The organism is Streptomyces sp. NPDC002138, assembly GCF_040296485.1.
Classification (GTDB): domain Bacteria; phylum Actinomycetota; class Actinomycetes; order Streptomycetales; family Streptomycetaceae; genus Streptomyces.
The window spans coordinates 1-14,495 of the sequence record NZ_JBEOXE010000039.1 but is presented as its reverse complement, the minus strand read 5'-3'; the positions used below and the strand labels follow the sequence as shown (position 1 = coordinate 14,495).

General features: G+C 72.6%; 11 protein-coding genes. 6 read left to right on the top strand and 5 right to left on the bottom strand.

Going from position 1 to position 14,495, the window contains the following annotated elements:
• Positions 1-69: 69 nt before the first annotated feature.
• The gene (locus tag ABT084_RS24015) at positions 70-411 is read right to left on the bottom strand and encodes a WhiB family transcriptional regulator (protein WP_351047490.1); all 342 of its coding nucleotides are present in this window, start codon (positions 409-411) and stop codon (positions 70-72) included.
• Positions 412-790: 379 nt separating this feature from the next.
• Here ABT084_RS24015 and ABT084_RS24010 point away from each other — a divergent pair, with 379 nt between their 5' ends.
• The 4 genes from ABT084_RS24010 (at position 791) to ABT084_RS23995 (ending at position 5,434) form a co-directional block, all read left to right on the top strand.
• Positions 791-1,402 (top strand): response regulator transcription factor, encoded by a 612-nt coding sequence (locus ABT084_RS24010; RefSeq protein WP_003948568.1) that lies wholly within the window; start codon positions 791-793, stop codon positions 1,400-1,402.
• Between the two features lie 426 nt (positions 1,403-1,828).
• The gene (locus tag ABT084_RS24005) at positions 1,829-2,458 is read left to right on the top strand and encodes a sigma-70 family RNA polymerase sigma factor (protein ID WP_351047487.1); all 630 of its coding nucleotides are present in this window, start codon (positions 1,829-1,831) and stop codon (positions 2,456-2,458) included.
• A gap of 189 nt (positions 2,459-2,647) precedes the next feature.
• Complete coding sequence (guaB, locus tag ABT084_RS24000; protein ID WP_351047485.1) at positions 2,648-4,153, top strand: IMP dehydrogenase; 1,506 nt, start codon at positions 2,648-2,650, stop codon at positions 4,151-4,153.
• 156 nt (positions 4,154-4,309) lie between these two features.
• Positions 4,310-5,434 (top strand): GuaB3 family IMP dehydrogenase-related protein, encoded by a 1,125-nt coding sequence (locus tag ABT084_RS23995; protein WP_351047482.1) that lies wholly within the window; start codon positions 4,310-4,312, stop codon positions 5,432-5,434.
• Between the two features lie 104 nt (positions 5,435-5,538).
• Here ABT084_RS23995 and ABT084_RS23990 read toward each other — a convergent pair whose 3' ends face one another.
• The 4 genes from ABT084_RS23990 to ABT084_RS23975 all read right to left on the bottom strand — a co-directional run bounded on the left by ABT084_RS23990 (position 5,539) and on the right by ABT084_RS23975 (position 10,323).
• Positions 5,539-7,356 carry an insulinase family protein gene (locus tag ABT084_RS23990; protein WP_351047479.1) on the bottom strand — a complete coding sequence of 606 codons (1,818 nt, stop codon included), beginning with the start codon at positions 7,354-7,356 and terminating at the stop codon, positions 5,539-5,541.
• Positions 7,357-7,368: 12 nt separating this feature from the next.
• Entirely contained in the window at positions 7,369-8,328 is a 960-nt protein-coding gene (locus tag ABT084_RS23985) for a hypothetical protein (RefSeq protein ID WP_351047477.1), read from the bottom strand.
• 158 nt (positions 8,329-8,486) lie between these two features.
• Positions 8,487-8,963: a hypothetical protein gene (locus tag ABT084_RS23980; protein WP_351047474.1), complete on the bottom strand. Its 477-nt coding sequence runs from the start codon at positions 8,961-8,963 to the stop codon at positions 8,487-8,489.
• Positions 8,964-9,093: 130 nt separating this feature from the next.
• Complete coding sequence (locus tag ABT084_RS23975; RefSeq protein WP_351047471.1) at positions 9,094-10,323, bottom strand: nucleotide sugar dehydrogenase; 1,230 nt, start codon at positions 10,321-10,323, stop codon at positions 9,094-9,096.
• Between the two features lie 231 nt (positions 10,324-10,554).
• Here ABT084_RS23975 and ABT084_RS23970 point away from each other — a divergent pair, with 231 nt between their 5' ends.
• A complete protein-coding gene (locus ABT084_RS23970; protein ID WP_351047468.1) occupies positions 10,555-12,261 on the top strand; it encodes a glycerol-3-phosphate dehydrogenase/oxidase in 1,707 nt (568 codons plus the stop codon).
• A gap of 143 nt (positions 12,262-12,404) precedes the next feature.
• Positions 12,405-14,495, top strand: a 2,091-nt coding sequence (locus tag ABT084_RS23965) for a serine/threonine protein kinase (RefSeq protein ID WP_351047465.1), incomplete at its 3' end; no start/stop codon positions are given.

The following is a 14,495-nucleotide window of genomic DNA, read 5'->3' as shown; positions in this document are numbered from 1 at the left end:
GGTGACGGCGGGCGGATCCGACGGTTCGGAGAAACGTTCCTTCGGGCGTTTCGTCCGCTCGATGTGGGCTCAGTGCGTCACGGTCGGCCCCGCGGCGACGGGCCCCGTCACGCTGGTGGCGGGGATGAGGCGGTGCCGGGCCCGGCCCATCAGTTCTTCGCGTTCGTCCTCGGTCAGGCCGCCCCACACCCCGTAGGGCTCGCGGACGGCGAGTGCGTGCGCTGCGCATTCCGAACGCACCGGGCAACGCATGCAGACCTCTTTAGCCGAGGTCTCGCGCGCACTCCTGGCCGCGCCCCGCTCGCCTTCCGGGTGGAAGAAGAGGGAGCTGTCGACCCCGCGGCAGGCAGCGAGCAGCTGCCAGTCCCAGAGGTCGGCGTTCGGTCCGGGGAGCCGGGAGAAATCTGCCATGGGTAGTCCTCTTGGTGCCGGTACTGAGGCGGATGTGATCCATGTCTCCACATCTACTGTCGTAGTAGATGTAAATATGACTCATTGGGAATCTAGCCTCAGACACATGCCAAACGGAAGGAAAGCCGCCAAATAGGGCATAGCTCCAGGTGGAGGACACGCCGGTCGTGGTGCCCGCACCGTGATCGCTGCCTCACGTAGAGTGCCGAAGGTGTGAGTCCGACCCGTAACTCTTTCGAGTGACCGTCGTTGAGAGTGCGAAGGCGGTTGAACCAAGAAGTTCTCGGACAGGTGTCCGGGAGCATCGACCGCAACGGTGACGATACGTACCAGCCTGGAGGCTCAAGGTGACGCGCATCAGCAGCTGCGGAGGGCGGTCATGACATCCGTCCTCGTCTGCGACGACTCCCCGCTTGCCCGAGAGGCGCTCCGTCGTGCGGTTGCCACCGTGCCCGGCGTCGAGCGTGTGACGACGGCTGCCAACGGCGAGGAAGTCCTCCGCCGCTGGGGTGCCGACCGCTCCGATCTGATTCTGATGGATGTACGGATGCCAGGGCTCGGCGGTGTCGAGACCGTCCGCCGGCTGCTCTCGGCCGACCCGGGCGCCCGCATCATCATGCTGACGGTCGCCGAGGACCTGGACGGGGTGGCCCTCGCGGTCGCCGCCGGCGCCCGGGGCTATCTGCACAAGGACGCCTCGCGCGCCGAACTGCGGGCCACGGTCACCCAGGCACTCGCCGACCCGACCTGGCGGCTCGCCCCCCGGCGGCTGCGCTCGGCCGAGATGGGCGCCGCGCCCACGCTCACCGCGCGCGAGATCCAGGTCCTGGAGGGCATGAGCCACGGCCGCTCCAACGCGGAGATCGGGCGCGAGCTCTTCCTCTCCGAGGACACGGTCAAGACCCACGCCCGCAGGCTGTTCAAGAAGCTCGGCGCCTCGGACCGGGCGCACGCCGTGGCGCTCGGCTTCCGCTGGGGCCTGGTCCGCTAGACCCCTCGGTACCCCGCCCCACCGGGGCGTTCGCACCGGCACGGTCCGTCCGGGCCCGCCCCGCGGACCCTCCCGGGCCCGTCGTGCGGCCCGGCCCCTCGCGGGCCGGGCGCGGAGCGGTCCCGCCCGCCGTCGCGGGCGGGGCGCCGCACCGTCCGCGGGCCGCGTCGACGGGTCGTGTCACACCCCGTGCGCGCCCGGGATTCGCGAGGCACAATCCGGGGGACGTGTCGCTTCGGGCGCGATGCCGCATCCTTGAGGGTGTGGCCGCACTTTTCGGAGCTGTGGCCTCGGGGACCGGGACCATTGGGCGAGCGGGAGGGGAGGGCGCAGGCGATGACATCAGGTGCACCCGCTCATAACGCTTCGACGCACAACACGGGCCGCGGGGCCGCGAACGCTCCGGCGCCAAGGCACCATGGACTGATGCGCGACGACGAGGCCGAGGGGTCCCCCGCGGCCACAGGCCCGACCGGCACCGCCAGTGGCGGCAGCGCCGGGGCCGTCGGCGCGCTCGTACGCCGTGCCGTCGAGGGCGACGGTCAGGCCACGCACGACCTGCTCGCCTTCGTGCACCCCCTCGCGATCCGCTACTGCCGGACCCGGCTCTCCCGGCTCCCCGGCGACGCGCGCCACTTCGTCGAGGACCTGGCGCAGGAGGTCTGCGTCGCCGTCCTGATGGCCCTGCCCCGCTATCGCGACACCGGCCGCCCCTTCGAGGCGTTCGTCTTCGCGATCGCCGCGCACAAGGTCGCCGACCTGCAGCGGGCCGCCATGCGGCACCCGGGCAGCACGGCCGTGCCCTCCGACGAGATGCCGGAGCGCCCGGACGACTCGCTCGGGCCCGAGGAGCGGGCGCTGCTCAGCAGCGACGCCGCATGGGCCAAGAAGCTGCTGGCCAATCTGCCGGAGAACCAGCGCGAACTGCTGGTGCTGCGGGTGGCCGTCGGGCTGACGGCGGAGGAGACCGGCCAGATGCTCGGGATGTCCCCGGGCGCGGTCCGCGTCGCCCAGCACCGCGCGCTCAGCAGGCTGCGCGCCCTCGCCGAGCAGTAGGCCCCGCCGGGCGCCGGCCGACCGGTACCCGCCCTTCCCGTAGACCCCCCGTGGTGCCCGGCCCTAAGCTCGGGGAAAAGTCCGTAGGAAACCACGAATCTTCCCATCGATCTTGGTCGTGGAATGAGACGCCCCGGGATCCCGTTAGCATGGACATCCGCGCTGAGCAAGACCATCTGGGAAGGTGTCATGACTGTCAACGCCGACGGAGTGCCCGACAAATTCGCCACGCTGGGGCTCACTTACGACGATGTGCTGCTCCTGCCGGGCGTGTCGGACATGGCGCCGGACCAGATCGACACCTCTTCCCTGATCTCGCGGAACGTCCGGGTCAACGTCCCGCTGCTGTCCGCCGCGATGGACAAGGTCACCGAGTCGCGCATGGCCATCGCCATGGCCCGGCAGGGTGGCGTCGGCGTACTGCACCGCAACCTCTCCATCGCCGACCAGGCCAACCAGGTCGACCTGGTCAAGCGGTCCGAGTCCGGCATGGTCACCGACCCGATCACCGTGCACCCCGACGCGACCCTGCGCGAGGCCGACGAGCTGTGCGCGAAGTTCCGCATCAGCGGTGTCCCGGTCACCGACGCCGCGGGCAAGCTGCTCGGCATCGTCACCAACCGCGACATGGCATTCGAGTCGGACCGCGCCCGCCAGGTGCGCGAGGTCATGACCCCGATGCCGCTCGTCACCGGCAAGGTCGGCATCTCCGGCGTCGACGCCATGGAGCTGCTGCGCCGCCACAAGATCGAGAAGCTTCCGCTGGTCGACGACGCGGGCATCCTCAAGGGCCTCATCACGGTCAAGGACTTCGTCAAGGCCGAGAAGTACCCGAACGCCGCCAAGGACAAGGACGGCCGGCTGCTGGTCGGCGCCGCCGTCGGCGTCGCGGGCGACGCGTACGAGCGCGCCCAGGCCCTGATCGAGGCGGGCGCCGACTTCATCGTCGTCGACACCGCCCACGGCCACTCCCGCCTCGTCGGCGACATGGTCTCCAAGATCAAGTCGAACTCGACGGTCGATGTCATCGGCGGCAACATCGCCACCCGTGACGGCGCCCAGGCGCTCATCGACGCCGGCTGCGACGGCATCAAGGTCGGCGTCGGCCCCGGCTCCATCTGCACCACCCGCGTCGTCGCCGGCATCGGCGTCCCGCAGGTCACCGCGATCTACGAGGCCGCGCTGGCCGCCAAGGCCGCGGGCGTCCCGGTCATCGGCGACGGCGGCCTGCAGTACTCCGGCGACATCGCGAAGGCCCTGGTCGCGGGCGCCGACACGGTGATGCTCGGCTCGCTGCTCGCGGGCTGCGAGGAGTCCCCGGGCGAGCTGCTCTTCATCAACGGCAAGCAGTTCAAGTCGTACCGCGGCATGGGCTCGCTCGGCGCGATGCAGTCCCGCGGCGACCGCAAGTCCTTCTCCAAGGACCGCTACTTCCAGGAGGGCGTCGGCGGCGACGACAAGCTGATCCCCGAGGGCATCGAGGGGCAGGTGCCGTACCGCGGCCCGCTCTCCGCCGTCGTGCACCAGCTGGTCGGCGGCCTGCGCCAGTCGATGTTCTACGTCGGCGGCCGGACCGTGCCGGAGCTCCAGGACCGCGGCCGCTTCGTCCGGATCACCTCGGCGGGCCTCAAGGAGAGCCACCCGCACGACATCCAGATGACCGTCGAGGCTCCGAACTACAGCCGCAAGGGCTGATCGCGGCAGCATTCCAGCAGCACCGGAGGGGCGGGCCCGCGCGGGTCCGCCCCTCCGGCGTGCCCGGTGCGTGCGTCCGTACAGCGGTCACCGGAACGCGGCGCGCCGGGGTTCGGGGATACTGGACGGGCAGACCCAGAGGAAAGGCCACCACACGTGACTGAGATCGAGATCGGGCGCGGCAAGCGCGGCCGCAGGGCGTACGCGTTCGATGACATCGCCATCGTCCCCAGCCGCCGCACGCGAGACCCGAAGGAGGTCTCGATCGCCTGGCAGATCGACGCCTACCGCTTCGAGCTCCCGTTCCTGGCCGCCCCCATGGACTCGGTGGTCTCCCCGCAGACCGCCATCCGCATCGGCGAACTGGGCGGTCTGGGTGTGCTGAACCTCGAGGGTCTGTGGACCCGGTACGAGGACCCGCAGCCGCTGCTCGACGAGATCGCCGCGCTGGACGAGGAGTCGGCCACCCGCCGCCTCCAGGAGATCTACGAGGCGCCGATCCGGGCCGAGCTGATCAAGCAGCGCATCAAGGAGGTGCGCGACTCCGGTGTGGTCACCGCCGCCGCGCTCTCCCCGCAGCGCACCGCCGAGTTCTCCAAGGCGGTCGTGGACGCGGGCGTCGACATCTTCGTGATCCGCGGCACCACGGTCTCCGCCGAGCACGTCTCGGGCGCCGCCGAACCGCTGAACCTCAAGCAGTTCATCTACGAGCTGGACGTCCCGGTGATCGTCGGTGGCTGCGCCACCTACACCGCGGCCCTGCACCTGATGCGCACCGGCGCGGCCGGCGTGCTGGTGGGCTTCGGCGGCGGCGCCGCGCACACCACGCGCAACGTGCTGGGCATCCAGGTCCCGATGGCGACCGCCGTCGCCGATGTGGCCGCGGCCCGCCGCGACTACATGGACGAGTCCGGCGGCCGCTACGTGCACGTCATCGCCGACGGCGGCGTGGGCTGGTCCGGCGACATCCCGAAGGCCGTCGCCTGCGGCGCCGACGCGGTCATGATGGGCTCCCCGCTCGCCCGTGCCACGGACGCGCCCGGCAAGGGCCACCACTGGGGCATGGAGGCCGTCCACGAGGACGTGCCGCGCGGCAAGAAGGTCGACCTCGGCACGGTCGGCACCACCGAGGAGATCCTCACCGGCCCGTCGCACTCCCCGGACGGTTCGATGAACATCTTCGGCGCCCTGCGCCGCTCGATGGCCACCACCGGCTACAGCGAGCTCAAGGAGTTCCAGCGGGTCGAGGTCACGATCGCGGACTCGCAGCACAGCCGCTGACCGCTGACCGCTGACCCCGCGGGCGTACGGACGTACGCGCGGAGGGCCGGTACCCCACTCGGGGTACCGGCCCTCCGGCGTTGCGCGGGGTGCCCCGGGCCGGGTCAGCCCCTGCCCTTGAGACGGCGGCGCAGCAGCACGCCCCACGGCACCAGCAGGACGCCCGCCAGCAGCCAGAGGATGATCACGCCCAGCCAGTCCTCGCCGCTCTCCACGCCCAGCTCGGGGTCGGTGAACATGAGGTAGGTGCTCAGCGTCGTGAAGAGGCCCGCCACCACGGCGGGGACACCGAGCACCCAGAGCACGACCGTCAGCCAGGTGAGCCGGGCGCCGGGGGCGGGGCGCGAGGACCGCGCGGCGGCGGGCGCGGTCTCCGGGCGCGGGATCCGGGACGGGTCGCGCGGCGGCATCGTCACGACCGCGGCGGGCGGGACCGCCGCGTCGAGCGGGGCCAGCTGGGCCGAGGTGATGCCGTACAGGGTGGGTTCGACGGTGAGGCTGAACCCGTCGTGCCCGACGAGGTACCGGGCGCCGTCCGGGTAGGAGTTCATCAGGACGCAGTCGGCGTAGCGGACGGTGACCTGGTTGTCGGGGGAGACCAGGCTGACGCCCTCGCCGGAGACGATCAGCCGCTGCGCGCGGTCGGCGAGGCAGGGGTAGGTCTGACCGGCGACCACCTCGGCGGACTGCTGCGGGGCCTCGGTCAGGCCCGCCCAGTCCACGCCCCGGCCGGGCACCTGCATCAGGGCGTTCGCCCACACCTCGCGCGCGATCCCGTGCAGCACCTCGACGGTGACGGCCTCGATCTCGGCCCTGGCCTGGTCGCGGGTGAGGTTGCGGTGGCGCAGCAGCAGGTTCATGGCGTGCCCCGGGAGCAGCTGCGCGGCCAGCTCCGGTACGTCGAAGCGGGCGAGCGCGGAAGCCCGTACGGAGTCCAGGTCGGCCTGCTCGATCCGGCCCGCCCGCAGCTTCGCGAGGACGTCGATGAACGCGCCGACCATCGCGTCCCGCTTCTGCGGGAGCGCGTCCGCGTACGCCACGATGGTGGCGGTGTCGGTGTCGCGCGGCTCGTAGTCGGCCCCGGCGGTGTAGGAGTAGCCGCCCTTCTGGCGCAGCTCGCGGAAGAGCTCCTTGCCCAGGACCTCGGCGAACAGGACGGCCCCGGTGGAGCGCGGCAGGACCGAGGACAGGACGGCCCCGCCCTCCTCGCCCGGGTAGTACGCGGGGGTGACGGGCAGCGCGGAGGTGACCTCCGGCAGCTCCTGCCACGCACCGGCCGGGAGGGTCAGGTCCAGGCCCTCCGGGACGGTGTCGCTGGTGATCCACAGCACCGCGTTCTCGGTGGTGAACCGGGTACGGGCCCACTCGCGGACGGCGTGCGCGGTGATCCGGGGCAGGCCCGCCTCGGCGTAGCTGACCAGACCGTGCCCGCGGGCTCCGTAGCGCCACAGCGGCATGCCGTGACCAGGGCCGCGGGAGCGCCCGGCGGCCTCGGTGCGCAGGATCTCCTTCTCGGTCTCCAGCCGGTCCATCGGCAGGTCGCGCAGCGCGGCGCAGACGCCGTTGAGGTACTCGACCACGTCGGCCGGAGTGCCCGAGACGTGGAAGTGGGTGTAGACCGCGGCGGTGGCACCGTTGTAGTGCAGGTCGCCCAGTCCGTGCCGGTGCAGCGCCAGGTGCTCGACGAGATGGGTGATCCCGCTGGTCGCGAGGGTCTCGTCGGCGCGGCCGACCCGGAAGAGCAGCCCGGCGGTGACGGGGCCGGAGCGCGGGGCGAGGACGGTGCGGATGCCGCCGACCGTGGTGTGGCGGATGCCGTCGACGACATAGGAGCCGGTGTCGGTGTCGGTGTACGAGCTTGCGGACGGGCCGCCGTACGGGCCGCCGTACGAGCCGCCGTACGAGCCGTTGTCGGTGTTCATTGGAGTGCCCCCCTAGCCCTGGGCCAGGGCGATGTCGCGGTTACGGACGAACGCGGCCTCGGCGCCGCCCTTGACGTAGCTCCACGGGAACTCGTGGGCGTGGTTGCCGAGGGCACGGAAGTGCGGGGCGGCCTCCGCGTGGCGGCCCGCCACCGAGTGGACGGCCGCGAAGGCGCTGTGCGCGCCGACGGCCTGGGGGCTGTCGCGGGCGGCCGGGTGCAGGACGGACCGGGCGGCCGCATCCCGCAGCCGGGCGTGCTGGGCGGGATCGCGCAGGTACGCCTTCGCCTCGTTGGCCGTGCCGCCGGCCAGCTCCAGCCACTGCTCCATCTGTGCGAGCGCGACCAGGGCTCCGTTGGGGCTGCCCGCCGGTGCGTTCACGGTGGCGTCCCACGCGAAGCCGTGCGCGGCCTCCCAGCTGCCGCCCCACTTCGGGCAGAGCTTCTGGAGCAGCGCCGCCTGCGCGGGGTAGTGATGCGGGTGGTACTCGGAGAGCCGGTCGTAGCGGCGGCGGGCCTCGCTCTGGCCCAGCTCCAGTCCGCGCGCGGTGGCCAGCCGGTGGAACCAGGCCAGCCCGAAGGTGGGGTACTCGGCGCACACGTCGATGAGGAGCGCCTCGGCGCGCCGCAGGCAGGCGTGGAACTCCCGGAACTGGTCCTTGGACACGTGCTCGGCGCGGGAGCCGCTGCGGATCTCCCAGCCGATCTGGATGTACCGGTCGGCGAGCAGGGTCCGGGCCAGTGGGTCGTGGGGCCGGTGCGCCACGACCCGGCCCAGGAACTCCTCGGCTCCCGCGGTCTCGGTGACGACCCAGGAGGCCGCGGGCCGCTCTTGTTCGTGGGGCAGGGCGTCGAAGCCGTAGGCGACGGCTGCCCAGTCCTGGCGCTGTACGGCGGCACGGAGGGCGGCGAGGGCCGGGTTGCGGTCGACGGGGTCGAAGACGGGCCGACCGAGCGGCGGATGAGCAGACACGCGCGGATCATATGACCAGGGCATGTGACCAGACCAGCGGCCGGGTCGCTCCGTGATCCGGTCGTGCCTGCTCAGCGCCCTGCCGGTGATGTGCCGGGGGGCCCGCCGGTGGTGTGCCGGGGGCCCCGCGGGTGGTGTGCCGGTGGTGCGGCGAGCTGTCAGGCGGCGGTCTTGCGGGCCGTCTGGAAGGCGGCGAGCGCACCGAGCACGAAGAAGACGAGGGTGATGGCGTCCGCGTCGGCCTTCCACGCTTGCTGCACGACGTCGAGGTGGTCGGTGAGCAGCTCGGTCGCGCTGAGCGGCAGCTGCTTCGAGCCGATCATGGCCTCGCCGACGAGGCCGCCGATGTAGACGGAACCGAGGGACAGCGCGGCGGCCACGATCGGGAGGACCGGGTTGCGGCCGCCGAGCTTGCCCGCCGCCAGGCCGATGAGGAGGCCGACGCCGACCGCGGCGTAGCCGATCTCGTGCTCGGTGGCGCCGATGATGGCGCCGTACACGGCGGCCGCGATCAGGGCGGCGATGACGGCCGCGATGAGGCCGAGGGCCACGTTGCCCTTCGGCGCGGGCGGGGCCGGGTAGCCGGGGGCCGGGGTGACGGAGTCGGGCGCGGGCGGCTGGAACTGCTGGCTCATGAAGAAATCCCCCCCAGGGATCAAGGCGCACGGGTGCCCCAGGGATGGCCGTGGGGACGTAAGTGCGAAATAAGAACGCCGCAGGCTAACAGGTGCCGACGACACCCGGAGGGGGGATTTCACGGGGCCTTCAGAGCCGGTGCGCGGCCCCCACCGGGCTCGCGCCCCGGGTGTCCAGGAGCAACTGCGCCTTGACCGCGAGTCCTTGCAGGTCATAGGTGCGGTGGTGCTGGAGCAGGATCGTCAGGTCGGCGTTGGCCGCGGCCTCGTACAACGATTCGGCACGCGGTACGGGCTGGTCCCGCACCCGCCACCCCGCGATGTACGGGTCGTGATAGCTGATCAGGGCCCCGAGGTCGAGCAGCCTGCTGGCGATCTCGTGGGCCGGCGACCCCTCCTGGTCGGCCAGGTCCGGCTTGTAGGTGACGCCCAGCAGCAGCACCCGCGCGCCGCGCGCGGACTTCCCGTGCTCGTTGAGCAGGGTCGCGCTGCGTTGAATGACGTACTGCGGCATCCGGTCGTTGATCTCCTGCGCCAGACCGACCATCCGCAGCGGGTGCCCGGGGGTGCGGGTGGTGTGCGGGAGGTAATTCGGGTCCAGCGGGACGCCGTGGCCGCCCACGCCCGGGCCCGGCCGGAAGGCCTGGTAGCCGTACGGCTTGGTCTCGGCGCAGCGGATCACGTCCCACAGGTCCACGCCGAGGTCGTGGCAGAGCACCGCCATCTCGTTCATCAGGGCGATGTTGACGTGCCGGTAGTTGGTCTCCAGGAGCTGTACGGTCTCGGCCTCGCGCAGGCCGCGGGCGCGGACCACCTTCTCGGTGAGGCGCGCGTAGAAGGCCGCGGCGGACTCGGTGCAGGCCGGGGTGAGGCCGCCGATCACCTTGGGGGTGTTGGCGATGCCGTGCGTCCGGTTGCCGGGGTCGTGGCGGCTGGGGGAGTAGGCCAGATGGAAGTCCCGGCCCGCGCGCAGACCCGAGCCCGCTTCGAGGACGGGGCGCAAGTATTCCTCGGTGACGCCCGGGTGGGCGGCGGATTCGAGGATGACGGTGGTGTGCGGACGCAGCCGGGCGGCCAGGGCGCGGCCCGCCTCGCCGACGGCGGACAGGTCGAGCGCGCGGTCGGCGCCGAGGCGGGTGGGCGCGCAGATCACGGCGGTGCGGACCCGGCCGAGTTCCACGGGGTTGGTGGTGACGCGGAAGCCCGCCGCCGACATGCGGCGGATCTCGGCGGCTGTGAGGGTGGAGTCGGTGGTGGGTCCGCTGTCGTATCCGACGGTCTCGATACCGGCGGAAACGGCGGCCTGGGCGAGCGGGAGGCCGAGGTGGCCGAGTCCGATGACGGCGAGGTCAGCGGGCATGGGGGTTGCCGTCCTTCCTCCCCTGACATGAGGGGGCTGAACGCGCAAGTCCTGTGGACAGCTGGAGCTGGCGCTATGTCAGACTAGGCGTATATATGACCGATCTGCGGCATTGTGGGGTGGAGGTCACCGCTGTGTTGTCCACAGGCGGTGGCCGATGTCGGGACGCACGGTCAGAATCATGACCAAGGGGGATATGAGCGGGATCACCCGCATCAACGGGAGGCAGCCGTGAGGACAGCGACACTGGGACCCGCGCAGCGCGCCGAGGCGCTCGCCCGGATGGCCGAACGAGAACTCGACGTACTCGTGGTGGGCGCGGGCGTGGTGGGGGCCGGGACCGCGCTCGACGCCGTGACCCGAGGCCTCTCCACCGGCCTGGTGGAGGCCCGCGACTGGGCCTCCGGGACCTCCAGCCGCTCCAGCAAACTGATCCACGGCGGGCTCAGGTACCTGGAGATGCTCGACTTCGCGCTGGTCCGCGAGGCGCTCAAGGAGCGTGGTCTGCTGCTGGGACGGCTCGCGCCGCACCTGGTCAAGCCCGTCCCGTTCCTCTACCCGCTCCAGCACAAGGGCTGGGAGCGGCTGTACGCGGGCTCCGGCGTCGCGCTGTACGACGCGATGTCCGTGTCCAGCGGACACGGCCGCGGCCTGCCGATCCACCGGCACCTCTCCCGCAAGCGGGCCCTGCGGATCGCGCCCGCGCTGCGCAAGGACGCCCTGGTCGGAGCCCTGCAGTACTACGACGCCCAGATGGACGACGCGCGCTACGTCGCCACGCTGGTGCGCACCGCCGCGGCGTACGGGGCGCACTGCGCCAACCGGGCGAGGGTCACCGGCTTCCTGCGCGAGGGCGAACGGGTGGTCGGCGCGCGCGTCCAGGACGTCGAAGGCGGCGGCGAGTACGAGATCCGCGCGAAGCAGATCGTGAACGCGACCGGGGTGTGGACGGATGACACGCAGGCGCTGATCGCCGAGCGCGGCCTGTTCCACGTCCGGGCCTCCAAGGGCATCCACCTGGTGGTGCCGAAGGACCGGATCCACTCGGCGACCGGGCTGATCCTGCGGACCGAGAAGTCCGTCCTGTTCGTCATCCCGTGGGGACGGCACTGGATCGTGGGCACGACGGACACCGACTGGGACCTCGACAAGGCGCACCCGGCGGCGTCCAGCGCCGACATCGACTACCTGCTCGAACACGTGAACTCCGTGCTGGCGGTGCCGCTGACCCGGGACGACGTGCAGGGCGTGTACGCGGGGCTGCGGCCGCTGCTGGCCGGCGAGTCGGACGCGACGAGCAAGCTCTCGCGCGAGCACACGGTGGCGCACCCGGTGCCGGGGCTGGTCGTGGTGGCGGGCGGCAAGTACACGACGTACCGGGTCATGGCCAAGGACGCGGTGGACGAGGCGGTGCACGGGCTGGACCAGCGGGTCGCGCCGTGCGTGACGGAGGACGTGCCGCTGGTGGGGGCCGAGGGCTACCGGGCGCTGTGGAACGCGCGGGGCCGGCTCGCCGAACGGACGGGTCTTCACGTGGTGCGGGTGGAGCACCTGTTGAACCGGTACGGCTCGCTGACGGAGGAGCTGCTGGACCTCATCGCGGCGGACCCGGGCCTGGCGGAACCGCTGACGGGGGCGGACGACTACCTGCGGGCCGAGATCGTGTACGCCGCCTCGCACGAAGGGGCGCGGCACCTGGACGACGTCCTCACCCGGCGGACCCGGATCTCCATCGAGACCTTCGACCGGGGGACGCGCTCGGCGCGGGAGTGCGCGGAGCTGATGGCGCCGGTGCTGGGCTGGGACGAGGGCCAGATCGCGAAGGAAGTGGAACACTACGAGAAGCGGGTACAAGCGGAACGGGAGTCGCAGCGTCAGCCGGACGACCAGACCGCGGACGCGGCCAGGTTGGGGGCTCCGGACATCGTTCCGCTCTGACCTCCGGGCCGGGGAACCGTGGACCCGCGACACCCGTCCGTTGCGGAGTGAGGAACAATGAGGTTTCGGCCGGGGCGGGTTACGTCGGGCCCAGCGGGATGACGGGCCGGCCGGAGAAGGCGGCACGATCGCAGAGGGGACGCATGTCGAAGCCGGAGCACAAGCGCAAGCCGGAGTCCCCCGCGGGAACGTCCGAGGACACACCGGCATCCCCCTCGACGCCGGACCCCGCCGGGGGCGCGCCCACGACCGTCCCGGGCCCGACCCGGTCGGCCGACGCGGCCGGTGGGGCCGATCGGGCCGGTACGGACCCCGCTGACCCGGCGCCGGTCGCCGAGGCCGCCGCCGCTGGTTCGGCGGAACCGGAGGACGTGGTGTCAGGCGTCGCGGGGGCGAAGGGTGGTCGGATATCCGTGGCTCCGGCGAAGGCCGCGAGGGCCGCGAAGTCCGACGCCGGTTCGGCGGAGCCGACCGGGAGCGGGCGGAAGGACGCCCGGGCCGATGTCCCCGCGCAGCGGGCGGCAGAGGCGGACGCCGACCCGGCTCCGGCGAAGTCGGCTCCGGCGAAGTCGGCATCGGCGAGGCCGATATCGGGCGGACCGGGCCCGAAGGGTGCCGAGCTCGGGCCCGAGCCCGCCGAGCCCCGGGGCGCCGAGCCCGAGGCTGCCGCGCCGAAGGACACCCAGCCCAAGGCCGCCGAGCCGAAGCGCGCCGCCACGCCGAAGGCTGACGCGCCGAAGGGTGTAGAGCCGGTGGCCGCGGCTGCGCAGGATGGCGGGACCAAGGTCGCGTTGCGCAAGGACGCTGCGCCCCAGGACGCCGCGCCGAAGGGTGCCGAGCCCGAGGATGCCGCGCCCAAGGCGGCCGCGCCTCAGGGCGTGGAGCCCGAGGACGCCGCGCCGCAGGGAGCCGGGGGTGCTCTGGACGACGGTGTCGGGGCCGAGGTGCTGGACGTGCCCGGGATCGTGCGCCGCAGCGGGCGGGGGCCGGGCGGGGACGGGGAGTCCGCGGCGGCTCGGGCCGGGCGCAAGCCCGTCGCGCCCACGCCCGCGTCACCGCCGACCGGCTCCGGGGAGGACGAAGGGCGCCTCCTCGCCCGCCGTTACCGCCTCGGCCGGGTCCTCGGCAAGGGCGGCATGGGCACCGTGTGGCGGGCCAAGGACATCACCCTCGGCCGTACCGTCGCCGTCAAGGAACTCCGCTTCGGCCACGGCGTCGACGAGGACGAGAAGCGCCGCCTGATCACCCGCACCCTGCGCGAGGCCAAGGCCATCGCCCGGATCCGCAGCAGCGGCGCCGTGACGGTGTACGACGTCGTCGACGAGGACGACCGCCCCTGGATCGTGATGGAGCTGATCGAGGGACTCTCCCTCGCCGAGTTCATCCGCGAGCGCGGCCCCCTCACCCCCCGCCGCGCCGCCGAGGTCGGCCTCGCCGTGCTCGACGTTCTCAAGGCCGCGCACGCCGAAGGCATCCTGCACCGCGACGTGAAGCCGTCCAACGTGCTCATCTCCGACAACGGCCGCGTCGTCCTCACCGACTTCGGCATCGCCCAGGTCGAGGGCGACCCCTCCGTCACCTCCACCGGCATGCTCGTCGGCGCGCCCTCCTACATCTCGCCCGAGCGCGCCCGCGGCTACAAGCCGGGTCCGCCCGCCGACATGTGGTCGCTCGGCGGCCTGATCTACGCGTCCGTGGAAGGCGTACCGCCCTACGACAAGGGCTCCGCCCTCGCCACCCTCACCGCAGTGATGACCGAGCAGGTCGACCCGCCGAAGAACGCCGGTCCGCTCACCGAGGTCATCTACGGACTCCTCGCCAAGGACCCGGCCCACCGGCTCGACGACGCCGCGGCCCGCGCCATGCTGAACGCCGTGCTCGACGCCCCCGAGGCTCCGCCCGCGCCGCTCATCCCGGCCGTGGAGGAGACCCGCCAGATATCCCTGGTGGAAGCCCAGCAGGCCGTCGCGGACAAGACGGCGGAGAAGGCGGCCGAGCGGGCCGCCGAGAAGGCGGAGAAGGCGGAGCAGAAGGAACGCGACCGCGAGCAGCGCGAACGCGCCCGCGCCGCGCTGAAGTCGGCGCGCAAGGCCGCCGCGGCGGCCGCGGCCGAACAGAAGGCGGCGGCAGCGGCCGCATCGGCGGCCGAGGGCCCCCCCCCCCCCCCCCCCCCCCCCCCCCCCCCCCCCCCCCCCCCCCCCCCCCCCCCCCCGCGGGGGGCCCCCCCCCCAAGC